The organism is Tamlana carrageenivorans, assembly GCF_002893765.1.
GTDB classification, from domain to species: Bacteria; Bacteroidota; Bacteroidia; order Flavobacteriales; family Flavobacteriaceae; genus Pseudotamlana; species Pseudotamlana carrageenivorans.
Genome location: NZ_CP025938.1, coordinates 53,910 through 80,468 on the forward strand (window position 1 = coordinate 53,910; position 26,559 = coordinate 80,468).

Sequence of the window (26,559 nt, forward strand, 5' to 3'; positions counted from 1 at the left end):
AGCCTCGGTTATTTTACAGCACTAAATACTAAATTCTAGCTTCAAAAGTTATATTTTTAGCCATCCAAAAACACAAGCCTTTCATGAAACGCTATTTATATTTTTTTCTTACCCTAACTTTTTTAATGCTTTGGAGCTCTTGCCGTAAAGATTTTGAATTTTCACCAAGCACTGGCAACCTTCAATTTTCAAAAGATACCGTTTATTTAGATACCGTTTTCACCAATATAGGATCGAGCACCTATAATTTAAAAGTTTATAACAGAAGTGATCAGGATATTTCTATTCCATCTGTACGCTTGGCTTTAGGCGAAGCCTCTAATTACCGTTTAAGTGTGGATGGCATTTCTGGAAAAACTTTCGAAAATGTAGAAATTCAAGCCAAGGACAGTGTCTTTATTTTTGTAGAATCGACCATAGACATCAATACCTTACCAAGTTTAGACGGCACTTTTTTATACACCGATCAAATTGAATTTGACACCGATGCCAACCTCCAAAAAGTAGAATTAGTAACCCTTGTTCAAGACGCTATTTTTATATATCCCAATCGAGATGAAACTACTAAGGTAATAGAAACTTTAAAAATAAACATTGATGGCGAAGTGGTTGAAACCGATATTGAAGGTCGTGAACTTTTAGCTTCTGAGCTCACTTTTACAAACGAAAAACCTTATGTAATTTATGGTTTTGCGGCAGTTCCTGAACAAGAAACTCTAACAGTTGAAGCTGGATCGCGCATTCACTTTCATCAAAATTCGGGGATTTTAGTGCTTAACGGTGCTTCCATTCATGTTAATGGCGCTTATAGTGCTGATCAAGACAACCTGGAAAACGAGGTTATTTTTGAAGGTGATCGCCTTGAGCACGGGTTTTCTGATGTACCAGGGCAATGGAGTGCCATTTGGCTTTTCGATGGAAGCACCAATAATATTATAAATTACGCGACCATAAAAAATGCAACGGCAGGAATTATTTGTGATGGAAATCCTTTAGGAGCACCAGACAAACTCACCATTACAAACAGCCAAATTTACAACTCTAGCAGCTACGGCATACTAGGAAGAAACAGTTCTATAAAAGCTGAAAATGTGGTTATAAACAACTCCGGACTCTCTTCTTTTGCAGGAGTTATTGGTGGAAAATATAATTTTATTCATTGTACCATTGCTAACTATTGGGACAGCAGCTTCAGGCAATTTCCATCTTTACTATTAAATAATTACACTGTAGATGAAGACGATAATGTGATTGTTACCGATTTAACCGAAGCTAATTTCAGTAATTGTATCATTTACGGCGATGAAAACATAGAAATTTTAACAGATGAAGTCGAAGCTGATCAAGTAGCATTCAACTTTAAATTTACAAACTGTTTAATTCGTTTTGATGATTACAACGATTCCTTTGATGGCCCGAATTACGATTTCACCAATACCGACCACTACGTTAATGTGATTTTAAACAATGATCCAGACTTTAAAGATCCGTTTTTAAATGAGCTCATTATTGGTGATGAATCGGCAGCTATTGATGAAGGTGACATTGGCTATGCACTAAGAGTGCCAACCGATATTTTAAATACGAACAGAACCATGACTCCCGATTTAGGTGCTTATCAGCATGTTACCTTTGATGAGAACTAACCTTTCAGACCTATCAAATAATAATTACGCGCAACAAGTACCATTTAGTATAAGCATTAAAAATCAAAATCGTTTGTTTTGAACAGCATGAAAACTGTAATTATTTCAGGAAGCTCTAGAAACGATGGCGATACCAATACGCTAACAAATAAACTCGTAAACAACACCAATTGGGATTGGACTACCTAATAAATTTGGTACTATTTTATACTAAGCAGCTTTGTTAATAAATCCTTTTAATTGTAATTCTTTTTCAAGAGGCGTCATGTATCCTAAACTAGAATGTAATCTTTGAGTGTTATACCAGTTTAAATATTGATCAATAGATTTGTATAATTGATTATAAGACGTATACTTAAATCTATTAATCCACTCATATTTAATGGTTTTAAAAAAACTTTCAGCTACAGCATTATCCCAGCAATTTCCCTTTCTACTCATGCTTTGTATCTCTTTTTGATTAAAAAAGAACATATTTGTGATTCTGTTGGATGCATATTGCACACCCCTGTCCGAATGAAAAATACACTGCTGGTTTATCACTCTGTTTCTTCTAGCATCAACCCAGGCCTTTAAAACCGTATTCTCAGTAGTCATATCTTCACTTAAAGACCAGCCTATTATTTTTCTATCAGCCAAATCCATTATCGTGGTTAAATAGTTCCATTGTTGATTAACTCTTATATACGTAATGTCAGAGACTAATTTGTAGCCTAAAGAAAAACTGGTAAAATCCCTGTCTAATTCATTTTTAGCTGTTTTTAGAGAATGATTTGAATCCGTAGTTACCACAAATTTTTTATTCAATACACTTCTTAGTCCCATTTCTTTCATAAGTAACCCCACATATGAACGGGAATAAAAAAGCTTTTCTCGTTCAAGTTGTTTTTGAATTCGATAGCTACCATAAATCTGTTTACTATTGTCAAATATAGCTTCGATTCTGTCTTTTAAAAATGATTTAGAGGAATTAACCTTTAAGGTGTCTTTGGTTTTAAGCCAATGGTAATAAGCATTTTTACTAACCTTCATGCATTTGCACATCTTTTCGACAGGATAAGTATTTTTGTTTGATAAAATGAAGTTATACCTTATCTGTCGCTCTTGGAAAAGATGCTCACCGCCTTTTTTAAGATGTCACGTTCCATTTTAACATCTCTTAATTCCTTTTTTAATGCTATAAGTTCTTGATGTTCTTTGGATTTAGGTTCATTTTTAGAAAAATCTCCTCCTTTTAAATCATACTCTTGTTTCCATCTATTAATAACACTTGTATGAACTCCATATTCTTCACTCAGTTGTTTTGTTCGTATACCAGATTTGGATAAATCTAATATCATCGATTTAAACTCGTTGTCATATTTTTTTCCCATAATTCAAATATAGTTTATACTCTATATAAAACCGTCACAACAAAGGTAGACACTTAAGATCTTGTTGATCTTAATGATTTTAATATTGGTTACTTCGATTACACACATACCAACCAAAGCGATGATTATCTATATTTAATTCGAGATCTCCTAGAAAAATACGACACGCTCGTTTTTGCCACACCCGTTTATTGGTATGCGATGAGTGGCATCATGAAAGTATTTTTCGATCGGCTAACCGATTTATTAACCATAGAGAAAGAACTTGGCAAAAAGCTACGTGGAAAAAACATGGCGATTATAAGTAGTTCGTATGGCGAAAACCTTGGTGAGCATTTTTGGCTTCCATTTCAATCTACAGCAACATATTTAGGCATGAATTATCTTGGGCATGCGCACACGATTTCGACGGCGTCCAACGATTTAATTCTTAAAAATTTCATTAAAACTGTAGGCAAATAAAATGGCTACCAATGATTTTACTAGAAAAAACATTTTCAAATTAAATCAACTGGACCTTACATAAAACAAAAAATCCTGCTCAAAGTAATTGAACAGGATTTTTCAGGATTTATTAAAAATTAAATTACACGAACAAAGGCTTCCCTTTCATCATGTCGTTTACTTTTACTTTAACCGCTTCTAATACGGTTTCATCTTCAAAGTTTGTTATAACTTCATCAAGCAATTCTACTATAGCCAACATATCATCCTCTTTTAACCCACGCGTTGTTACCGCAGCAACACCCAAACGGATTCCAGAAGTAACAAATGGTGATTTATCATCAAAAGGCACCATGTTTTTATTCACAGTAATATCAGCTTTTACAAGAGCTTGTTCAGCATCTTTCCCCGATAAATTTTTGTTACGTAAGTCAATTAACATACAGTGGTTATCAGTACCATTAGATATGATGTTGTATCCTTTAGCAACCAAGGCATCGGCCATAGTCGCTGCATTTTGCTTCACTTGTAATTGGTAATGTAAAAAGTCGTCGGTTAAAGCTTCACCAAAAGCAATGGCTTTAGCAGCAATAATATGCTCTAATGGACCACCTTGGTTTCCTGGGAAAACCGCAGAATCCAATAAAGAAGACATTTTACGTAAGCTTCCATTTTTAAGTTTGATACCAAATGGGTTATCAAAATCTTGCCCCATCATAATCATACCACCTCTAGGTCCTCTTAAGGTCTTGTGTGTAGTCGTCGTTACAACATGACAGTGTGGCAACGGATCGTTTAAAATACCTTTAGCAATAAGACCAGCTGGGTGTGAAATATCAGCCATTAAAATCGCTCCAACACTATCGGCAATGACTCTAAAACGTTTAAAATCGATATCACGAGAATAAGCAGAGGCACCAGCAATAATTAATTTTGGTTGCTCTTTAGTCGCGATTTCTTGAATTTTATCATAGTTTAAAACCCCAGTTTCTTGTTCTACACCGTAGAATACAGGGTTATAAAGTTTTCCAGAAAAGTTTACTGGCGAACCATGAGTTAGGTGTCCACCATGAGATAAATCAAAACCTAAAATTTTATCACCTGGCGTTAAACAAGCATGATAAACCGCTGTATTTGCCTGGCTTCCAGAGTGCGGTTGTACGTTTACGTATTCGGCTCCAAATAATGCTTTTGCTCTATCAATCGCTATTTGCTCTACTTCATCAACAACCTCACAGCCACCATAGTAACGCTTTCCAGGATAACCTTCGGCGTATTTATTAGTAAGCACAGACCCTGCAGCTTCCATAACTTGTGGGCTTACAAAGTTTTCTGATGCAATAAGTTCAATACCATGTAATTGGCGTTCTTTTTCAGCTTCAATGAGTTCAAAAATTTGTTCGTCGCGTTGCATAAAATTAAATTCTGATTAAATATGGCGCAAAAATAGGAAATAGATTAGTTAAAAACATTAAAAAAAGAATATTAACTTGTAAATTTTCAACCATTTTGTTAACTGTTAAAGCTTAGATATATTTTATACAATTTTTCCTTTTAAAATAAAAAAAATGTGTAGGTTTGATAAGAATACAATAACTCTTAAAACATAAGTTATGCCACTATCAGCTAACAATCCAGATAGAAAATCGTGGTTACACGTCGATAAAAATTCAGATTTCCCTATTCAAAATATTCCGTTTGGTGTATTCTTAACACGAGACGACATTATAACTATAGGTACTCGAATTGGCGATACCGCTATAGATCTAGGTGCGCTTCATCAATTAGGATATTTTGAAGATATTCCTTTAACCGATGATATTTTTCTTCAAGACTCATTAAATGATTTTATTGCCGATGGCAGAAAAACATGGCGTGCTGTTAGAAACCGAATTTCTCAAATTTTTGATGCAGACAACGATACCCTAAAAAACAATACAAAACACAAGGAAACCATCCTGTTTAGGCTGGATGAAATTGAAATGCAACTGCCAGTTCAAATTGGCGATTATACCGATTTTTACTCCAGCATGGAACACGCTACCAATGTCGGGTTAATGTTTAGAGATCATGATCATGCTTTATTACCTAATTGGTTGCACATTCCTATTGGCTATCACGGTAGAAGTTCTTCTATTATCCCATCAGGAATTCCTGTACACCGGCCAAAAGGACAAACCTTACCAGAAGGCGCCACAGAACCTGTTTTAGGTCCGAGTCAGGCGGTAGATTTCGAATTAGAAATGGCCTTTATCACGACCGATGCTAATGATTTAGGAGAACCAATACCTATAAAAGAAGCTGAAGAATACATTTTCGGATTGGTTTTATTTAACGACTGGAGCGCCAGAGACATTCAAAAATGGGAATACATTCCATTAGGGCCTTTCTTAGCTAAAAATTTCGCTTCCTCCATATCGCCATGGATTGTCACTCTAGATGCTTTAGAACCCTACCGTGTTGAGAGTCCGAAACCCATTAAGCCACAATTAGAATACCTAAAATACGAAGGTAAAAAGAGTTATGATATTAATTTGGAAGTTGCTATTCAACCAAAAGGCGCTAAAGAAACCGTGGTTAGTAAATCCAATTTCAAATACATGTACTGGAATATGGTACAGCAATTGGCCCATCATACCATAAACGGCTGCCCGATAAATTCTGGGGACCTCATGGGTAGTGGCACGATTTCTGGCCCAACAGAAGACAGTTTCGGATCGATGCTTGAACTCACCAAAAATGGAGAAAATCCAATAAAAATGAAGGATGGTAGCACCCGAAAATATATCAATGATAATGACACCGTAATCATGCGTGGTTTTTGCGAAAAAGATGGTACACGTATTGGTTTTGGCGAAGTTTCAACAAAACTACTTCCTATTTACAAAAAGAAAAAAATAACACACTAAAGATTCATTCTTTAGGATATAATTCGAGGTTATTTAGGTTTTCTATTCAGTTAGGCGCTTAAATAACCTTTTTTTTATGATGGTATTTTTATGAAACTTTTTAGTTATGCTTTGAATTTTCAAGGTTTTCTTCATCTTCAATCTCTCTCGCTTTAGACAAAGCACTGGCAACCAAACCTGCAGGAATCGTTACAATACCAACACCAATAATAAGTATAAAAAAGGTGAATATTTTACCACCATCCGTTATGGGATAAACATCACCATACCCTACAGTTGTTAAAGTTACAATAGCCCACCAAGCACTATGAAACACCGAAGAAAACACTTCGGGTTGCGCTTCATTTTCAAAATAATAAATGCCCGCAGAAGCTAGAAAAACAAAAATTCCAGTTACAATTAAAAAGAGTATCACTTCTTCCTTTACAATTCTGGCCGCTATATGAAATCGGTTAAGCGCTTTGTTATAACGAATTAACTTTAATGCTCTAAAAATTCTAAACAAACGAAACGCTCTCAAAGCCCGTAAATCGCATACTCTACTAATGTAAAAAGGAAAAATAGCGAGAAAATCAATAATTCCATAGAAACTAAAAATATATTTCAATTTATGCTCAGCCACATAAATGCGTAATATATATTCTATAGTAAAAACAAGAACACAAAATATCTCGAAACTTTCAATAAATACAATGGTGCTTCTGGAGTTATCAGGCAAGGTTTCTATAGCAAACAAAATAAGCGACAAAAGGATTAAAATCTGAATAAAATAATCAAATATTTTTCCGTACTTAGAAGTATTATCTTCAACCAGTGCACGTAATTTTTTTCTCATTTAATATCTTTTTATGATATAATATTACATAAAAATGTCATATTAAAATTAAAACTGCATAGAAAATCATGGCTATTTCATTTTGAAACACCCTAAAACCCTTCATCAGAAAACTTTAAAAAATCGCCAGAAGAAATACGTTTTAAATGGTTTACAGAACGATTATAAAGATACACCCAAGTTTCAATTGTAGTACCATCATCTAGCATAGCATGAACGCTTTCTCTTTTAAACAAATCGGATGCCTTTGGAACACGACCAATGCCTTCATAGGCATCTAAAACTTTAAAAACATTTTCAGAAGTATCTATTTTAAAAATGGAGCCATAGACTTTTTCTAAAATATTAGAACTAACAACGGCCCCTGGAAACCAAGAGACTTGATAGAGTTTTCCTTGAAAACACCCCCTTGCAACAAACTGCCCATGCGCCGCTAAATACTTCGACATACTATTTTGTGATTCCTTTTGCAAGGTACCGTAAACCAATAAGTATTCGGACTTTGGCATGAAAAAGAATTAAATGAAAGCCGATAGATCTAGTCCATTAATAGCACCATGCGATTCATGCGCAACAACGTTACCATTCTTAATAATTAATAATTGAGGAGACTCGTGCAAAACCTGAAACCGGTATCCTACTTCGTTAGAGACCTCTCGGTAATTTAACAAATCTAAGTAATACAAATCCAAATCATTTTCAGAAAGCTGGAAAGCACTCACAAACTGTTTCATCACCATTTTACTTATACCGCAACGGGTAGAATGCTTAAAAATCACCTGAGTTTTGGTTTTCGACTTCTCTTTAATACTTTCTAATTGCGACACATCTGTTAAAGGAATCCATGCTAAAACTTTTTCTTCATTTTTCACCTTACTATCAGAAGCACCAAATATTTTGTTTAATATACTCATTTTCAATAACTTTATAGTATTCCGCAAAAGCGAAAACCGTTTGATTAATTTTTAGTTGCCTAGTAAGTCGGTATCTTTACATATCCTTACAAAAGACAAAAAGTCAGTTGAAACTAAGTAAAAACCGACGTTTTGTCAGATATATCCTATTGGTAAGATTATTGACTTCATGTGCTTGTAAATGTAAAATAATTAAGATTTCCGTTTTCACGGAATTGAAAGAAATAAAAAAAATATATCATGAACTTGAATAATTATACTATAAAATCGCAAGAAGCCATCCAGCAAGCGCAACAAATCGCGCAAGGCTACGGGCATCAACAAATTGAAAACGAACACCTATTTAAAGGTATTTTTGAAGTCGATGAAAACGTACTTCCGTTTTTATTAAAAAAATTAAATGTAAATGTTTCCATTCTTGAACAAGCTTTAGACAAACAAATTGAAAGTTTTTCAAAAGTATCAGGCGGCGAACTCATGTTGTCTCGCGAAGCTGGAAAAACCTTAAATGAAGCAGCTATCATTGCTAAAAAAATGAAGGATGATTATGTTTCTATAGAACATTTAATCTTAGCTGTTTTAAAATCCAACAGTAAAATCGCACAAATGCTGAAAGACCAAGGGGTTACCGAAAAAGGTCTCACAGCAGCCATTAACGAATTACGTCAGGGCGAAAATGTTACTTCTCAAAGTCAGGAAGACACTTATAATTCGTTAAACAAATATGCTAAAAACTTAAATCAGTTAGCTAAAGATGGCAAATTAGATCCTGTTATTGGTCGTGATGAGGAAATTAGACGTATTCTTCAAATTTTATCGCGAAGAACTAAAAACAACCCCATTCTAGTAGGTGAACCTGGAACAGGAAAAACAGCTATTGCCGAAGGATTAGCGCATAGGATTATTGATGGCGACATCCCAGAAAACCTTAAAGACAAACAAATTTTCGCCTTAGACATGGGCGCATTAATTGCTGGAGCTAAATATAAAGGTGAATTTGAAGAACGACTAAAAGCCGTAATTAAAGAGGTAACAACTAGTGATGGTGATATCGTATTATTTATTGACGAAATACACACCCTTGTGGGTGCCGGTGGCGGACAAGGCGCTATGGATGCAGCTAACATTTTAAAGCCTGCACTAGCCCGTGGCGAACTCCGTGCTATTGGTGCTACCACCTTGGATGAGTACCAAAAATACTTTGAAAAAGACAAGGCTTTAGAGCGTCGTTTTCAAAAAGTAATGGTGGACGAGCCAGACACTGAAAGCGCTATTTCTATATTAAGAGGTATTAAAGAAAAATATGAAACACACCATAAGGTTCGTATAAAAGACAAAGCTATTATTGGTGCTGTGGAGTTGTCTTCAAGATACATCACCAACCGTTTTCTTCCAGATAAAGCCATTGATTTAATGGATGAAGCGGCATCGAAACTACGCATGGAAATCAACTCTAAACCTGAAGAATTAGATGTTTTAGATCGAAAAATCATGCAGTTAGAAATTGAAATTGAAGCCATTAAGCGAGAAAAGGACGAAGTTAAACTCAAATCACTTCGTGCCGATTTAGCAAATCTTAAGGAGTCTAGAAATGAAATTAATGCCAAATGGAAAAGTGAAAAGGAAGTTGTAGATAACATCCAAAACACAAAACAAAATATTGAAAATTTTAAGCTTGAAGCTGAAAAAGCCGAGCGTGAAGGCGATTACGGTAAAGTAGCCGAATTGCGTTACGGTAAAATTAAAGAAGCCCAAGAGCAGCTTGAAACGTATCAGCAAAAATTACAAGAGCACGCAGAAAACTCATTAATAAAAGAGGAAGTAACTTATGATGACATTGCTGAAGTGGTTGCTAAATGGACTGGTATTCCTGTTACTAAAATGCTACAAAGCGAACGTGAAAAGCTACTTAAACTTGAACAAGAGTTACACAAACGTGTGGTCGGTCAAGAAGAAGCCATTGAAGCCGTTAGTGATGCCGTAAGAAGAAGTCGTGCTGGTTTACAAAATCCGCAAAAACCTATTGGTACCTTCCTATTTTTAGGAACCACAGGGGTTGGTAAAACCGAATTGGCCAAAGCGTTGGCGGAATATTTATTTGATGATGAAAACGCGATGACCAGAATTGATATGAGTGAATACCAAGAGCGTCATGCTGTAAGCCGCTTAGTTGGTGCACCTCCAGGATATGTTGGTTATGATGAAGGCGGACAATTAACCGAAGCCGTTAGACGTAAACCTTATTCTGTGGTACTTTTGGATGAAATTGAAAAAGCGCACCCAGATACCTTCAATATTCTTTTACAAGTATTAGATGAAGGTCATTTAACAGATAATAAGGGACGCATTGCAGATTTTAAAAACACCATTATTATAATGACTTCAAATATGGGAAGTCAGATTATTCAAGAACGATTTGAAGCCGTCAAGGACATTCAAACCGCCATTGAAGGTGCCAAGGTTGACGTGCTGGCTTTATTAAAACAAACTGTAAGACCCGAGTTTTTAAACCGTATTGACGACACCATTATGTTCACGCCTTTGAGTAAAGAAAATATTATAGAAATCGTAGGATTACAACTTAAAAGTGTTACCAAAATGATTGCATCACAAGGCATAACATTTGATGCAACAGCTGAAGCCATTAACTATTTAGCTGAAAAAGGATACAACCCAGAATACGGTGCTAGGCCCGTGAAACGCGTCATTCAAAAAGAAGTTTTAAATGCGTTAAGTAAAGAAATTCTAGCAGGAAAAGTAACTACAGATAGTATTATTCTACTAGATGCCTTTGATGAGCAATTGGTTTTTAGAAATCAAGGCGATTTAATACATGAAGAAGTTTAAGGTAGAAATAAGTTTTTAGAACAAAATACACTCTCAAAAGCCTTAAAGACAATTAATTAAACATAAAAAAGCAACGAGAATAATTATAATATTCTCGTTGCTTTTAACGTTTTGTAAATAATTTAATAATTATTTAGTAAAAAAAAGTTGAAAAATAAAATTTTACACTATGTTTTCTACAATTTACACAAATACCCTACCGTTAATCTAAAAAACTAAGTATTTTAAGTAAAAACCCCCTTTTATTTCTAGTTTAGCCTTAATAATTAACTCTATAAATGGGCTTTTTTCTACAAAAACTTTATTGTTTTAATGAAAAACTCACAGTAAAAACCTAATTATCAGCTTCATGAACATTTCACCTTACCTGGATTACACCCTCCTAGAATCGACAAGTACAGAACGTGAAATTATCGACTTATGCAATAAAGCAAGAGAAAATAATTGTTTTAGCATTTGTGTAAACGGTTCGTACGTATCATTGGCGAAACAATTTCTACAGGATACAGAAATTAAAGTAACTACTGTTGTTGGTTTTCCGATGGGTTGTGCTACGACTAAATCTAAAATCTACGAGGCAAAACAAGCCATTTTAGATGGTGCTGAAGAAATAGGCATGGTTGTAAACTTAGGTTATGTGAAGAGTAAAAATTATGTTTCGGTATTAAAAGATATTAGCGACGTAAAAATGGCTATTGGTAATATTCCACTTAAAGTCATAATAGAGATTTCAGAATTAAACAAAAATGAAATTGTTAAGATTAGTGAAATCTGCATCGATGCTAAGGCCGATTTTATAGAAACATCTACTGGGTTTTCAAAAAGCGGTGCTACACTAACAGCAATAAAAATCATTAAAAAAACCATTAAAGACGCAGCTCAAATTAAAGCTTCTGGTGATATACTTGATTATGAGTCGGCTGTAAAATACCTTGAAGTTGGTGCCGATCGCCTAGGGATTACTCCCGCTTTTAAGGGCTTAAACAAAAACAGTCGCCAACAAAGGAATAGCAAAATCTACAAACAATACTTAGAGTCTGCCGCTAAAAAATCGGAATCCATTAATTCTGACACCACCAAGGAAGCAAACGCTTACAGCAAATTTTAAACCAGACTATTTAAACAAATCTGTTCTATTTAACCGCCTAATGAGGTTAAATAGAAAAATGTTAATACCTTTATAACTGTTAAAGGGGTTTTATAACCCTATGTAGAACAAATAGTTATAAATTTATTAACATATGAATCCATTTAGCCCATATATTGATCACACTTTATTAAAGGCAACCGCTACAAAAGAAGATATCATTACTCTCTGCAAAGAAGCCGAAAAATATGATTTTTTCTCAGTTTGTGTAAACAGTTCTTTTGTTTCAACCGCTAAAAAAGCTTTAAACAACTCCAAGGTTAAAGTATGTTCGGTGGTAGGATTTCCTCTAGGAGCCATGAGTACAGAAGCTAAAGTTGCCGAAACACAGAGCGCTTTAAAAGACGGGGCCGACGAAATTGATATGGTTATCAATATCGGACTCTTAAAAAGTAAAGATTACCAAGCCGTAGAACACGACATTGCCGCTATAAAACATATCATGCCCCACCAGGTTTTAAAGGTAATTCTAGAAACCTGTTATTTAGAAGACTCGGAAATTTTAAAAGCTAGTGAAATTGCTATAAAAGCAGGAGCCGATTTTATTAAAACTTCTACAGGTTTTGGCACACGTGGCGCCAGCACCAATGATATTAAAATTATGAAAAGTGCTTGTACTAAGGATACTAAAATTAAAGCTTCAGGAGGTATTCGAGACGCAGAAACCGCCTTACATTACATTAATCTAGGTGTAAAACGCTTAGGTACCTCGTCTGGAATCGCCATTGTAAACGGCACCACATCAAATTCTAATTATTAAATAATAAATGTATGAGTGTTCATATTGAAGCCCAAAAAGGAGATATCGCAGAAACCATATTGCTCCCGGGCGATCCTTTACGCGCCAAATGGATTGCGGAAACTTTTTTAGAAAATCCTGTTTGTTTTAATAAAGTAAGAAACATGTTTGGTTATACTGGAACCTATAACGGTAAGAGGGTTTCTGTTATGGGAACTGGTATGGGTATCCCTTCCATTTCCATTTACGCCCACGAACTTATTACCGAATATGATGTAAAAAATTTGATTCGTGTGGGCAGTGCTGGGTCCTATCAGGAGGATGTAAAAATTAGAGATATTGTTTTAGCCATGGCTGCATCATCCAACTCAGGTTTAAACGAAATCCGATTTAACGGGGCTGATTACGCACCTACTGCAGATTTTGATTTATTTAAAAAGGCACTAAAAGCTGCTGAAACAAAGAACATACCAATAAAAGCAGGTAATATTTTTAGTTCAGATGAGTTTTATGCCGACGATTTTAAATCGTTTAAAAAATGGTCCAAATTTGGTGTGCTTTGTGTAGAGATGGAAACCGCTGGATTGTATACTGTAGCCGCAAAACACCATGTTAAGGCACTTTCTATTTTAACCATTTCTGATTCCTTAGTTACAGGAGAGCGCACCACAAGTTTAGAAAGAGAAACAACCTTTAAAGATATGATTGATATTGCTTTAGAACTTGCATAAACCAAAATGTTTGATTTAAAATAAGGGTATAAAAAAAGACCGATCTAGATGTTAGATCGGTCTTTTTTACAAAGAGATATTATAAAAACTAAAACTTAGAAATCAGCATTCTTTAAGTTTGAATTTCTTTGAATTTCATCTTGTGGAATTGGAGTATCATAATCTACTGCAGCATTCCAATCTGGCTTAGAACCTTCGTAACCTGATGGTCCGAAAACAGCATCACCTAACTTTCTTCTTTTGATGTCGTACCATCTTTTGCCTTCAAAAGCAAGTTCGATTCTACGCTCTTCTAATACATCAGCAATAGTAACTGTTCCTGTTAAATCTGCAGGTACAGCACTTGCAGGTACCGTTTCAGCAACATATCCACCATTGGTAGAAGCACCACCTTTACGAGCTCTTGCTCTCACTTGGTTTATATACATTAAAGCAGCAGCACTATCACCAGTTTCAACAGCACATTCAGCCGCGATTAGTAACACTTCAGCATAACGAATCATAGAATAGTTATGACTAGTTGCTCTTTTATTACCACGAGCGTAAGGCCCAGGGAAACGCGAATATTTTGCAATATAAGGCATGTTACCAGCATGCTCATGACCACTAATATCAAATTGAGTATAATCAACTGTAGTACCTCTAATAGTAACTTCGGTTTGGAAACTTACTCGTCTTCTATAATCTTCAGGATCAAAAGAATCATATACAGCCATTACAGGAACAGCAACCGACCAACCTTGATCATCGTCATCACTTCTAATACCAGTCATTGGCGATGTTTGATCGTAAGCATTATCATCAGCTTCTACATTATTATAATCCAATGCGAAAATAGGCTCTGGAGAAGTATCGATATCATTTGCATTAAACAAGGTTTGGAAATTATCATCTAATCTATAAACACCACTGTTTATAACTTTTTTAGCATAGTTGTAAGCTGTAGTAAAATCGGCTGAACTACCACCAGCTAAATCAGTCGTTGCTCTTGTTAAATATACCAAAGCTAAGTAAGAACTCGCTGCACCTTTAGTAGGTATAGCAGCTGCACCTTGAGGAACACTGTGACTTACAGGTAACCATTTTTCAGCATATTCTAAATCAGAAATAATATGAGCATAAATATCAGATACTGAAGAACAAGAAATTGTACTAGCAACTTCCACATCTTCGATAGGAGCATCAATATATGGAACAGATCCAAATAAACGTACTAAATGAAAGTAGTAAAATGCACGTGCAAAATAAGCTTGCGCTACAACTGGATTTTTAATATCAGCTGGCTCATTTACATCATCAGCACCAGCAATTGCATTATTAGCTGCCGCGATTCCTTTATAGATTCTATACCATGGATCGTAAACCATTTCATTATCTCCAGTAATAGAGTGCATGTCCATCTCTACCCTATGCTGTTGAGAAGATTGTAAATTAACCATATCTGAACGCAATAATAAAGAGATAGAAAGCTTTCTTCCCCAAATTTCCTCATTAATCGCATGGGTTAACGCTCCGTTAACAGCCGTTTGGATATCTTGAGTCGTAGAAAAGAATCCATCTGGAGATAACAATCCTACTGGCTCTTCTTCTAAATCAGAGCATCCTACCATTGGTAGACCTACTACCAACAATAACAATATTAATATATATTTATTTTTTTTCATGTTGTCTGTTTTTTTTATTCTTAAAATGTTAAGTTAAGACCGAAAGTAAACGATCTCACGGTTGGATAAGATCCAAAATCGAAACCTCTAGTCGTGTTACTTGCTAAGTTGTTACCGTTAGCACCACCTTGTGCACCAAAATAACTTACTTCTGGATCTAAACCTGAGTAATCAGTAAATGTTAATAAATTTTGACCACTTACAGATAGTCTTAATCGCTCAATACCGATATTATCTAAAACTTTAGCAGGAAGGTTATAACCAAGGGCTAAGTTTTTCAATCTGATATAGCTTCCATCTTCAACAAAACGAGATGACATTTCTCTAGAACTGTTGTTACCTACACGTGGTTGATTAGAACCTGTGTTTGTAGATGACCAAGCGTTGTTATAATAATCGTAAGTTGTGTTAGAATCACCATTATTAAGTTGAACTTTAGTCATATTAAAGATTTCACCACCTTGCGACCCTTGGAAGAAAATGTTTAAATCCCAGTTTTTAAATGTAAAGTTGTTTGTGAATCCCCATGTGAAATCTGGGTTTGGATTACCAATAACTTTTCTATCTCCAGTTGAGAAATCACCACTTTCGTCATAATCAACAAATAAAGGATCTCCTGCTACAGCTCCTGGTACAGCTACTGTACCATCTGGTAAAGCTCCACCTTGGTAAACTCCTGCATATTCGTAACCCCAGAAAAGACCTACTTCTTCACCTTCACGTAAAATATAAGTGTTATTTACACTAAAATAACTTGGCGCTCCATTACCAAAAATATCAAGACCTTTATTCAATTTTGTTACTGTATTTTTGTTTTTAGAGAATACAAAATCTGAAGTCCAAGAAAAATCATCTTTCACAATATTCCTAGTAGTTAAGAACACTTCAACACCAGTGTTGTTAATTTCTCCAACATTCTTTAAGATTTGATCGTTACCAAAACCTAAGTATTGAGGCATTCCACTATCAGCCATAATAAGATCTTTAGTATCAATATTATAGTAATCTAAAGAAAGTGTTATTCTGTTATTCAACAATCCTAAATCAAGACCAAAGTTTGATTGAATAGACGTTTCCCATTTTAAGTCTGGGTTAGCAGGTTGGAAAGGTGTAATTGCAGAAACAGTACTTCCTCCACTTGATGCGTAAATAATTTCAGAAAGCGCTAAAGACTGGTAAGGCGCAATTGATGGGTTACCTGTAGCACCATAACTTGCTCTAAGTTTTAAGTTAGAAATGGTATTACTATCTTTTAAGAAGTTTTCGTTAGAAACTTTCCAACCAATAGCTCCTGAAGGGAATGTTGCATACTTTTCATTTTTAGCAAAGTTTGAAGCACCATCGCGTCTTACTGTAGCTGTAAATAAATACTTATCGTTTAAATCGTAGTTAATTCTACCAAATACCGATTGAATTTCTCTTTCATTCTCATAAATATCACCAACAGTTGGTTGAATTAAGTTTCTAGCAGAATATAAACCATAGTAAGAAAAAGAATCAGAAAGTGTACCTGTACCTTCATTATAGGTCGCATTATTTTGAGTATTTTGATAAGAAAAACCTCCTAATAATGTTAAAGTTCCTTTTCCAATTTCTTTATTATAAGTTAAGTAACTTTCACTTAAAACCGATCTCATTTTAGTTTGATCGATAATCGCTCTACCGTCTAATCCGTTACCAGCAGTTACGGTTAAAGTTCTAGGCATATAAATTCCTCTAAATTGATTTCTAGAGCTTAAACCAAAGGTTGTTTTAAAAGTTAAACCATCGATAATTTGGTATTCAGCAAAAATATTGGCTCTAAAGTTTTCAATTTCTGTATCATCATCTCTTTGAGTAGCTACAGCATATGGATTATCTACTTCATCACCAATTTTATCGTTGGTTGAAAAAGATCCATCACTATTATATACGCCTTTATCTGGAGCAAAACGCATGGCTAAAGTTACAACGTCGTCACCACCTACAGTAACCGATCCGTTAGATTGTGTTGTTACACCACTTTTTTGACTTAAACCTCCTGTTAAGTTCACACCTAACTTAAGCTTGTCTGTTACCTGAGCATCAACATTCGTTAAGAAAGTAACTCTTTCGTAACCAGAGTTTACTAAAATACCATCTTGGTTATAGTAAGTACCAGAAGCGTAAAACTGAGCTTTATCTGTACCACCTGAAAAAGATAACTGATGGTTAGCTGTTCCACCTGTTCTGTAAATCATATCTTGCCAATCGGTATCATAAGCATCTTGTACATACGCGTTAGAGTTTCCTTGATTTACTCTAATTTGATTTTGGTAATCTGCAAAATCATCAGCATTTAATAAATCTAAACGGTTAGATGTATTTTGAACTGAGTACGTCGAGTTTAATTCTACAGTTAATCTTCCACTCTTACCTTTTTTAGTCGTAATCATGATAACACCGTTCGCACCTTGAGAACCGTAGATTGCTGTTGCAGAAGCATCTTTTAATACTTGCATAGACTCGATATCTCCAGCTTGAGGCATGTTTGCACCTACGAAACCATCAACAACAATAAGTGGGTTACTACTAGCATTGATAGAAGTGTTACCTCTAATTTTAATACTGATAGGCGCACCTGGCTCACCACCATTGTTTGTTTGTACGTCAACACCCGCTGCACGACCTTGTAAGGCTTGCGAAGCATCTAATACAGGGAATGCTGTTAATTCTTCAGATTTTACCGAAGAAACAGATCCTGTTACATCACTCTTTTTACGAGCACCATACCCAACAACGACAACTTCATCAAGTTGACTCGTGTCTTCAGCCATTACAACACTAATTGTTTTTTGACCTGTAATTTTAACACTTTGTGAAACATATCCAATATAAGAAAATTGAAGTACATCTCCTGGCTTCACCTCTAATTGAAACCCTCCATCAAAATCTGTTGCTGTTCCTGTTGTTGTTTTAGCAATGATAACATTGATACCAGGAATGGGCGTGTTGTTCTCATCTGTTACAGTACCGGACACCTGATATCCGTCCTGTGCGAACAATGATATATTAAATATCATCATTAACATTAAAGCTAGTTTAGTTTTTAAATTCATTTGTTAATTTTTTTTGTTAATAAATTACTTAGCTATGGTAAACCAATCTGGTTATTTAAACTGGTGCACCAATTTGGCGATGCTAATATATGTTATTATAATGTTAAAATCACAATGAAATTTAAAGAAATCTGAAAATCAACTCTAAAAAATCCTGATATAACAATAAACAGGAGGCTTTTTTCCCATCATCATAGTAAGGTTAAGCCATTCATGCCTAGAGAGTCCCTCACTGTCTGAATCAAATAAAAATAGATTTTTAAACTTTATAAAAAAATAAGTTAAAATTTAAATAATCATGTTTTTTGCTAAGAACCGTTAAACAAAGGAAAAATCATGAAAACAGCTACCATAGCAGTAGCAATGTCATTAGATTTTAATACACTAAACCTTAAGCATGATTTAATAATACTACCATAAAAAAGAAGCCATTACAAAAACGCTACTACCCTACTCAAAAGCAGAAAATTACCTCCTGCCCCGCATATTTTTGCGCGAGACTGTTTAAGCTTGTTGGTTTTAACTGAAGTACTCTAGGATAGCCTCCTGTAGTTTGGCAATCACGCATTAAAATTATCATTTCCCCTGAAGGCGTTAGTTGCACGGTACCTGGTAAAACGGGTGAAGTTATTATAGAATCTAATTTGTTTGCGAAAGGCTCCTCCAACTGGTAGGCCATTCGGTTATTATTTTTAGATATAGTAAATGGTTTTCCTATAAGTAGTTTCTGTTGTGCTTCAGACAATAAATTAAATTCTGGACCTTTGAAAACACCCAATTGACCATGAAGAAAATCATCTTTATTTATTTTTAAACGGGCATTTTTAGGATGGCATTGACCTGAATGAGGCTCAATAGAGAGAAGATCATTATTCCGAATCACATGACTTTGCGTAATCCCCTGATACATACTTCGGCTACGCATAACTATCTCGGATTGAAAGCCTCCTGTAACCGCCAAATACGTTCTGATTCCACCGTTTGCTGAAGAAAAACTTAAAACATTGGAAGCTTTTATTGGTATCATTTTATAGTTAGCAATACGAGTACCATTTAATTTAGCACGCATATCGGCTCCGGAAATACAAATAAAGGTGTCGCATTGAAATTCTAGTTTAGCACCAAGCATGGTCATTTCCAAAACTGCAGAGTCTTCGGCATTGGCGAGAATCGTATTAGCCATAAGCATGGCTTGTTTATCCATAGCCCCAGAATACGGCACACCATATTCATGAACCCCATAACGCCCCAGATCTTGAATACTAGAATACAATCCGCTATTTAAAACCTTAATCACTCGTCACCTCACTTTCTATTTGATACACGCCAGCATCAACCAATACTTTTATATCATTAAATTCTTTTAAGTTCACAGCATAAAACTCAATGCGATCACCAGGTACTGCAAAACAAGGCGGATTCAAATTTTCATTAAAAAAAGGAATGGGCGATTTCCCAATGATGTTCCAACCACCAGGACTTTCGGATGGATACACCCCTATTTGGTTTCCGCCAATGGCAACAGCACCTTTTTCTATAACTAATCTAGGCGTCGATTTTCTTGGCATACTTAAAGTATCATCCAAACCGCCCAAATATAAAAACCCGGGTAAAAACCCAATAAAATAAACGGTATATGTAGCTTGAATATGGCGTTTTATAATCTCTGATTTTGAAATATTTTTTACTGCTGATAGGTGCTCTAAATCTAAAGCGAAGCAATCATCGTAACAAACAGGGATTCGCCAAAGTTGTGACGTTCTTTTTTCTTCCTTTTCAGCTGAAGCATAAACACGTTTTAATCCTTCTATTTTTTGCTGAAAATTAATGGGTGTATGAAAAAGAATTAACACGGATTGATAAGCTGTACGTACCTCAGCAATATCGGCATCTTCGGCAATTCTAATTTTTGATTTAAAACCTAACACATTTTCCAGAATAGACTCTGAAATTTGATTTGGCCATTCCACCAAAATCCCTTGTTCACCAAAGGGTTTGTACGAAAGCTTAAAACTCATTTTTAAATAATTTGAATGCCTTTAGCGTTTAACTGCTTTGTTAGATAAGAAATTAAATGATACGATTCAGGGTTATCGCCATGCACGCAAAAAGTATCTGCTTTAATAGATTGAAAATCACCAGTAATAGTTTTCACTTTTTCTGTTGAAATCATATTAAAAACATGTTCAACCATAGTATCAGAATCGATTATCAAGGCCTTTGAGTCGCTTCTAGAAACCAATGTTAAATCAGCATTATAATTACGATCTGCAAAGGCTTCGTACATAATAGGAATTCGATTTTCAATAGCCAATTTAGCGATTACCGAATTATAAGGCACATACAAATGCACTCGTAACATCAAACATTTCATAACTTCAATGATTACTTGAGCAATTTTTTCATCTACAGCAGCTAAATTATACAAAGCCCCATGAGGCTTCACATGGTGAAGATTTAGATGTTCGGCCTCTAAAACTCTTATTAAATCTTTTATTTGATTTTTAATGGAGGTGTACAGGGCTACACTAGGCATATCTATAGCTTTTCTTCCAAAATGCTCTTTATCAGGAAAACTGGGGTGTGCCCCTATTTTAACACCGTGTTTTTTTGCTAATCGCGACACGGTTGTCATGGTTTCAATATCACCAGCATGACCACCACAAGCGATATTACAAGAAGAAATGAACGGCATGAGCTCGGCTTCGTTACCAAGGCCTTCGCCTACATCGGCATTAAGATCTATACGGGTTTGCATGATTAAAAAATATTTAAATCGAACACCTTATTTAAGGTAGCAACAGACAACAAGATACTAATAATTAAAACAATAGCACCTAATACATTTTGTTTAAAACTGTTTTTATGTTCGCCCAATACGGCAGATTTATTCATTACCCAAATTAAAAACCCTGCAATTATAGGTAATAAAACACCATTAGTAACCTGAGCAAATTTTATAATCTCAATGGATTTAATTCCTAAAGAAGAAAAAAGAACGCCTAAAATAATAATGCTCCCCCAAATACTTTTAAATTTTATGCTACGCATATCGCTTTTCCATCCCAAACAACCACTCATCACAAAGGCAGCGGCTAATGGCGCCGTAATGGCACTTGTAATACCAGCAGCAAACAAGCCTATGTCCAAAAAATACTTAGCAAAACTCCCAAACAAAGGCTATAATCCTTTTGCTAAATCTACAGTACTGTGTACCTCAGACGTTTGAATGGATGCTGCCGAAATCATAATACACATAGATACCATACCGCCTAAAACTACAGCTACAATCGTATCTTTTCTGGCATATTTTAAATCGGTAGGTTTTTGCCACTTCTCCTTAACCAATGAGGCGTGTAAAAATAAGTTATATGGCACCACGGTAGTCCCTATTAAAGCGATAACGGTGAGTAAATTTTCTTTTGAAATATTTGGAATGAAGGCACCTTTAAAAAAATCGCCTAGATTGGGTTTTGTAATAATGGCTGTTGGCAGAAAAGCCAAACTCATTAAAGTTACTAAAGCCACTAAAACCCGTTCCAGAATTTTATAATTGCCCATGTACAATAACGAAAAAGCAATAACTCCAATTAAAACACTTAAACCATTTAAAGAGAAACCACCTATAGCCAAAATTTTTTTACCGATAATAGCCTCTAAACCCAAAACACCACCACTTATATTTCCGGCTTCGTAAGCGGCATTCCCAATAACGATGGCCGAGAGTATTAAAAGTAAAGCCAATACTTTTATTACAGGATGTTTTATTTCATCGCGAATAATTTCCGACAAGCCTTTTTGAGAAATAATACCTAATCTAGCCGACATTTCCTGTAAAACAATAGTTGCCAAAATAGACAAAACCATAGCCCACAATAAGGAAAAACCAAATCCTACACCAGCTAAAGTGCATACCGTCACGGTTCCAGGGCCAATAAAGGCAGCTGCTACCAAAGGGCCTGGGCCAATATTTTTTAACCAGTTTTTCAAATGGGTGTTTGGGTGTTACCTATTTTATTGGTTTAATTTTTAGAAACAGCATTTAGGGAATAAATAGCAAAACTTCCTAACCAATGTCCGCCCTCATAACTATCTTCAAAAATACTAGGTAAAGAATAATTGATACTTTGGTTGGCTATATTTTTAAGATGATTAAACTCTGGTAAGTCTTCTGCTATTTTATAAAAATTCCATGCTCTAGAAAAATTCACGCCATCTAGATGTACCAAATGCCCATCGGTTCTATCAGACACTTTTCCGGGTTCTAAATTGTAGTTTTTATTTTTAAGTTCTGGCAGAAATTTATCTAACCACACTAAAAATTCGTCTTTAGACAGTAAGCGCTTCATCAAAGCGGCCTCTTCAAGACATGGTGATAAAAAATCACTTCCGCTAGGCTCCCAGCTCATCGGGCAATCTTCATCATTCATATAAAACGATTTAGCACGCTCGGCAATAGCTGATTTAAGCGCTTCGTGGTTTACGGCTTCGGCATAATCGTAAGCAAAAGACAAACCAAATGCTGTATTAGGATGCGTTCCTACGCGTAATGGATAGTTTAATTTTGGTAAAAACTCGATGTATTTTTCAGCTATTAAATCGGTTAAAGGGTGCAAGTTAGCTTCCAGTGTTCTTGCGGTATCATCATCCCAATTATGTAGCGTTTCGGCTAATTTTAACAACCAAGCCCAGCCATAAGTACGCTCGTAACTTTTATTATGCTTTCCATAAAAGTAAGCCACTTCAGCTTCAATATTTTCCTTAGACATGTTGATTAACAAACGCTTTTTAATTTGATTGGTACCTTCTAGATTAGGAAAGTTTTTTAATAAACTTACCAAACTCCAATGACCATGAACCGCCGAATGCCAATCGAAGCATCCATAAAATGCAGGATGTAAAACATGAGGCGCTTTTAAATCCTTATCATCTCCAAGGGTTTGCGATAATCGGTTAGGATATTCAATATTAATACAGTGTAATGGCAACTCGGCCAATTTATTTGCATGAGCAAGGTCTAATTTTGGAACTTCTGCAATTGGAACCGGTTGTTGTGTGGTTAAACCATATACTTCTTCTTTCTTTTTTGAAGACTGACAGCCCCAAATTATATTTAGAGCTAGTAGTGTGTATAAATATTTCATAAGCATTAAAAGATTTAAAAGCCGAAACTATTAAATTAAAACACATTTATAAATAAACAACGAGAGTTTTTCATGATTAAAACATAAAAAATTTCAATTTTAAATATCTAAAAACAAAATAGTTACATTTTTTATTTCTTTTCTTTGATTTTATCACGCAACTAAATACAAAATCTCACATCTCTTAATCAAACAATTTAAAACCCAAAATCATGAACAAATCAATTTTATCAGTAAAAAGTATCTTATCTCTATGTTTAATCGGTAGCTTAATTTTTAGTTGTGATAATAACGACGATGACATTGTTTGCCAAGAGGCCTTAACAGGAGAGTTAACAGAACATGAAACAGCATTGGTTGGTGAATGGACTCTAAAAAGTATTATTTCAGACGAGGAAATTGATTTAACCGACGATGATGAAGATAACGCTAGTAAAGACATTTTTTCTCAATATGATGAATGCCTACAAGACTCGGTATACAATTTCGAATCTGATAGAGCTTTTACTTATGAGTTAGGTAAAAATGCTGCAGATTGTAAAGAACAACAAGAATTTGATGGCACTTGGAAATTAAATGAAGACCATATGCTTATTTTAGTCTCTAATTGTGTTGAATCACGTACTTCTATTGAAATTGATGAAGAAAGCACGGAATTTTCTGTAGAAAGTACTGTAATTTTCACCGATGTTAACGACGAGAAGATGACTTTAACTATTACCACTACTTATGAAAAAACTGCAAATGCAGATGTAGAGGAAGAAGAAGCAGAGTAGTTCAACTTTATTTCTCCAATATTTAATACACTAAGCTGTTCTAATAAAATTAGGACAGCTTAGTGTATTTTAAACCTATTTAAATCTGTAAATTTGCAAAAGAATTAAATTAAGATTTTGCTTTTTTTTGAAGCGTAATGTAATCGATTATTTAAAACCATTAATTAGAAAGAATTATGAAAAAGTCAGTTATATTTTTTACGGCAGTAATTTTATGTGTTTTATCATTTGGGTGTCATGAAAGCAATGATGATTTCCCTTGCGAAGAGGCTCTTACTGGAGAATTATCCGCTAAAGAATTAGATTTTAAGGGTAAATGGAAACTATCAGCTATAACATGTGATATTCCTATCGATATTACCGATGATTCTACAGATAACCCAAGCACAAATCTTATGGCTCAATACCCATCATGCTACCGAGATAATATTTATATATTTAGCAAAGATCGAGAATACAAATTTCTTCAAGGTAGCACTTTAACCGATTGTGATGATCGCTTTGAAAACATAGGAACATGGGCGCTTAGTGACGGCAGCTTATTAACTACAGTAACCTTCTGTTCAAGGGAGTCTTTAGATATTACTTTAGAAAATAGCGATACTGAATTCTCTAATGAATTCAACCAAACCTTAGTCGATATTAATGGCAATAAAGTATATTTAAATATCACTAAAACATTTAAAAAAAAATAGGGTAAATATCATAAAATCCATTATTAAAGCGACTGATTAACAACTGGAGAATAATTTATGTTAGGCAGTCGTTTTTTTATTACCCCAACCACCCTTCACGATCCAAACTTCTATATTGAATGGCTTCACTAATATGGGTGCCATTAATACTTTCAGAACCGTCTAAATCGGCTATAGTTCTGGATACTTTTAAAATACGATCATAGGCTCTTGCCGAAAGATTTAATCGGTCCATGGCCGTTTTTAGTAATTCCTTTGAAGCCCCGTCTAACCCACAGTATTTCCTAATTTGTTTGCTATTCATTTGGGCATTATAATGCACAGTTTCAGATTCGGAAAAACGCATGGTTTGAATCGCCCTAGCCTCTGTTACGCGTTTTCTAATCTCTACCGACGTTTCACTTTTGCGTTCATCAGAAAGTTTTTCAAAAGGGACTGGTGTGACTTCGATATGTATATCAATACGATCTAACAAGGGTCCTGAAACTTTACTTAAATACCGCTGCATTTCGGCGGGGCTGGAAGTTACTGGCGCATTAGGATCGTTAAAATAACCGCCCGGACTGGGATTCATACTGGCTACTAACATAAACGAGGAGGGATAAGTAACCGTAAATTTTGCTCTTGAAATGGTAACCTCGCGATCTTCCAACGGTTGGCGCATCACTTCTAAAACTTCGCGTTTAAATTCTGGGAGTTCGTCTAAAAATAAAACCCCGTTATGTGATAATGAAATTTCTCCAGGTTGTGGGTAACTTCCCCCACCAACCAAGGCAACATTTGATATCGTGTGATGGGGACTCCTAAAGGGCCGTTGCGCCATTAACCCTGTATCTTTCACCCGACCAACCACCGAATGAATTTTAGTGGTTTCCAAAGCTTCATGAAGCGTCATTGGCGGCAATATACTTGGTAAGCGTTTAGCTAACATCGTTTTTCCTGCACCCGGAGGACCGATTAAAATAATGTTGTGACCTCCAGCAGCTGCAATTTCCATACAACGCTTGATGCTCTCCTGACCTTTCACATCACTAAAATCGAATTCCGGAAACTCTAACCTTTTATTAAACTCTTCACGCGTATTAATAATGGTTTGTTCTAGCAGTTCACCTTTATCAAAGAAATTGATAACTTGTTTGATATTATCTACGCCATAAACCTCTAAATTATCTACTATAGCAGCTTCCTTAGCATTAGAACTTGGCAAAATAAAGCCTTTAAAGCCTTCTTCCCGCGCCTTAACCGCAATAGGAAGTGCGCCTTTAATGGGGTGTATACTGCCATCTAAAGACAATTCACCCATAATCAAATACTGCTCTAAGTTTTCGGCTTTAATTTGATTGGATGCGCTTAAAATGCCTATGGCTAAAGTTAAATCGTAAGCACTGCCCTCTTTCCGCAAATCGGCAGGAGCCATATTTATGGTTATTTTTTTACCAGGGATTTTGTAACCATTATTTTGAAGCGCTGCAGCAATACGGAAGTTACTTTCTTTTATAGCGTTGTCGGGCAATCCTACCAAATGGTAACCAATACCACCATCAACATTCACCTCTACAGTTATAGTTGAAGCCTCAACGCCAAACACGGCGCTAGCAAATACTTTTTTAAGCATAAT

The 26,559-nt window shown here is 35.2% G+C and carries 20 protein-coding genes and 2 pseudogenes; 9 read left to right on the top strand and 13 right to left on the bottom strand.

All coding sequences use genetic code 11. From position 1 onward, the window contains the following. Positions 1-83: 83 nt before the first annotated feature. The gene (locus C1A40_RS00270; RefSeq protein WP_102994135.1) at positions 84-1,646 is read left to right on the top strand and encodes a right-handed parallel beta-helix repeat-containing protein; all 1,563 of its coding nucleotides are present in this window, start codon (positions 84-86) and stop codon (positions 1,644-1,646) included. Between the two features lie 210 nt (positions 1,647-1,856). Here the strand turns inward: C1A40_RS00270 and C1A40_RS00275 are convergent. Next, a protein-coding gene (locus C1A40_RS00275) for an IS3 family transposase (RefSeq protein ID WP_102994136.1) occupies positions 1,857-3,019 on the bottom strand; the annotation gives its coding sequence in 2 pieces (ribosomal slippage) (positions 1,857-2,782 and positions 2,782-3,019; 1,164 coding nt in all). Between the two features lie 69 nt (positions 3,020-3,088). On the opposite strand from C1A40_RS00275, the pseudogene C1A40_RS00280 reads away from it, so the two are divergent. Beyond that, positions 3,089-3,481 (top strand): annotated as a pseudogene (locus C1A40_RS00280) (flavodoxin family protein); the annotation flags it as partial. A 124-nt stretch (positions 3,482-3,605) separates the two neighbouring features. Here the strand turns inward: C1A40_RS00280 and glyA are convergent. Further along, positions 3,606-4,877, bottom strand: coding sequence for a serine hydroxymethyltransferase (gene glyA / locus C1A40_RS00285; RefSeq protein WP_102994138.1), 1,272 nt, complete (start codon positions 4,875-4,877; stop codon positions 3,606-3,608). A gap of 199 nt (positions 4,878-5,076) precedes the next feature. Between glyA and fahA the strand changes: the two genes are divergently transcribed. Beyond that, positions 5,077-6,372 carry a fumarylacetoacetase gene (gene fahA / locus C1A40_RS00290; RefSeq protein WP_102994139.1) on the top strand — a complete coding sequence of 432 codons (1,296 nt, stop codon included), beginning with the start codon at positions 5,077-5,079 and terminating at the stop codon, positions 6,370-6,372. Between the two features lie 100 nt (positions 6,373-6,472). On the opposite strand, the gene C1A40_RS00295 is transcribed toward fahA, so the two are convergent. From C1A40_RS00295 to ytxJ, 3 genes are all read right to left on the bottom strand, one after another. Then, positions 6,473-7,207, bottom strand: coding sequence for an ion transporter (locus C1A40_RS00295; RefSeq protein ID WP_102994140.1), 735 nt, complete (start codon positions 7,205-7,207; stop codon positions 6,473-6,475). Positions 7,208-7,299: 92 nt separating this feature from the next. Beyond that, positions 7,300-7,716, bottom strand: a complete 417-nt coding sequence (locus tag C1A40_RS00300) for a gamma-glutamylcyclotransferase family protein (protein WP_102994141.1) — start codon at positions 7,714-7,716, stop codon at positions 7,300-7,302. A gap of 9 nt (positions 7,717-7,725) precedes the next feature. After that, entirely contained in the window at positions 7,726-8,121 is a 396-nt protein-coding gene (gene ytxJ / locus C1A40_RS00305; protein ID WP_102994142.1) for a bacillithiol system redox-active protein YtxJ, read from the bottom strand. A gap of 240 nt (positions 8,122-8,361) precedes the next feature. Between ytxJ and clpB the strand changes: the two genes are divergently transcribed. From clpB to deoD, 4 genes are all read left to right on the top strand, one after another. Further along, on the top strand, positions 8,362-10,968 hold the full coding sequence (gene clpB / locus C1A40_RS00310; protein WP_102994143.1) for an ATP-dependent chaperone ClpB: 2,607 nt from the start codon (positions 8,362-8,364) through the stop codon (positions 10,966-10,968). Between the two features lie 349 nt (positions 10,969-11,317). Then, a complete protein-coding gene (deoC, locus tag C1A40_RS00315; protein ID WP_102994144.1) occupies positions 11,318-12,076 on the top strand; it encodes a deoxyribose-phosphate aldolase in 759 nt (252 codons plus the stop codon). Between the two features lie 133 nt (positions 12,077-12,209). After that, positions 12,210-12,875 (top strand): deoxyribose-phosphate aldolase, encoded by a 666-nt coding sequence (gene deoC / locus C1A40_RS00320; RefSeq protein WP_102994145.1) that lies wholly within the window; start codon positions 12,210-12,212, stop codon positions 12,873-12,875. 11 nt (positions 12,876-12,886) lie between these two features. Next, entirely contained in the window at positions 12,887-13,585 is a 699-nt protein-coding gene (gene deoD, locus C1A40_RS00325; RefSeq protein WP_102994146.1) for a purine-nucleoside phosphorylase, read from the top strand. Between the two features lie 95 nt (positions 13,586-13,680). Here deoD and C1A40_RS00330 read toward each other — a convergent pair whose 3' ends face one another. The 7 genes and pseudogenes from C1A40_RS00330 to C1A40_RS00360 all read right to left on the bottom strand — a co-directional run bounded on the left by C1A40_RS00330 (position 13,681) and on the right by C1A40_RS00360 (position 23,470). Next, a complete protein-coding gene (locus C1A40_RS00330; RefSeq protein WP_102994147.1) occupies positions 13,681-15,249 on the bottom strand; it encodes a RagB/SusD family nutrient uptake outer membrane protein in 1,569 nt (522 codons plus the stop codon). Positions 15,250-15,269: 20 nt separating this feature from the next. Next, entirely contained in the window at positions 15,270-18,326 is a 3,057-nt protein-coding gene (locus tag C1A40_RS00335) for a SusC/RagA family TonB-linked outer membrane protein (RefSeq protein WP_102994148.1), read from the bottom strand. Between the two features lie 454 nt (positions 18,327-18,780). After that, the gene (locus tag C1A40_RS00340; RefSeq protein WP_102994149.1) at positions 18,781-19,623 is read right to left on the bottom strand and encodes a 5-oxoprolinase subunit C family protein; all 843 of its coding nucleotides are present in this window, start codon (positions 19,621-19,623) and stop codon (positions 18,781-18,783) included. Further along, entirely contained in the window at positions 19,616-20,344 is a 729-nt protein-coding gene (pxpB, locus tag C1A40_RS00345; RefSeq protein WP_102994150.1) for a 5-oxoprolinase subunit PxpB, read from the bottom strand. Before pxpB ends, C1A40_RS00340 begins: the two co-directional genes overlap by 8 nt. Before the next feature lie 2 nt (positions 20,345-20,346). Then, positions 20,347-21,084, bottom strand: coding sequence for a 5-oxoprolinase subunit PxpA (pxpA, locus tag C1A40_RS00350; RefSeq protein ID WP_102994151.1), 738 nt, complete (start codon positions 21,082-21,084; stop codon positions 20,347-20,349). A gap of 2 nt (positions 21,085-21,086) precedes the next feature. Beyond that, positions 21,087-22,316, bottom strand: a pseudogene (locus C1A40_RS00355) (Nramp family divalent metal transporter). Between the two features lie 32 nt (positions 22,317-22,348). Further along, complete coding sequence (locus C1A40_RS00360) at positions 22,349-23,470, bottom strand: DUF2891 domain-containing protein (protein ID WP_199287729.1); 1,122 nt, start codon at positions 23,468-23,470, stop codon at positions 22,349-22,351. A 212-nt stretch (positions 23,471-23,682) separates the two neighbouring features. Between C1A40_RS00360 and C1A40_RS00365 the strand changes: the two genes are divergently transcribed. After that, the gene (locus tag C1A40_RS00365) at positions 23,683-24,246 is read left to right on the top strand and encodes a DUF5004 domain-containing protein (protein ID WP_102994153.1); all 564 of its coding nucleotides are present in this window, start codon (positions 23,683-23,685) and stop codon (positions 24,244-24,246) included. Positions 24,247-24,422: 176 nt separating this feature from the next. Further along, the gene (locus tag C1A40_RS00370) at positions 24,423-24,941 is read left to right on the top strand and encodes a DUF5004 domain-containing protein (protein ID WP_102994154.1); all 519 of its coding nucleotides are present in this window, start codon (positions 24,423-24,425) and stop codon (positions 24,939-24,941) included. Between the two features lie 79 nt (positions 24,942-25,020). On the opposite strand, the gene C1A40_RS00375 is transcribed toward C1A40_RS00370, so the two are convergent. Further along, positions 25,021-26,556, bottom strand: coding sequence for a YifB family Mg chelatase-like AAA ATPase (locus C1A40_RS00375; RefSeq protein WP_102994155.1), 1,536 nt, complete (start codon positions 26,554-26,556; stop codon positions 25,021-25,023). Positions 26,557-26,559 lie beyond the last annotated feature (3 nt).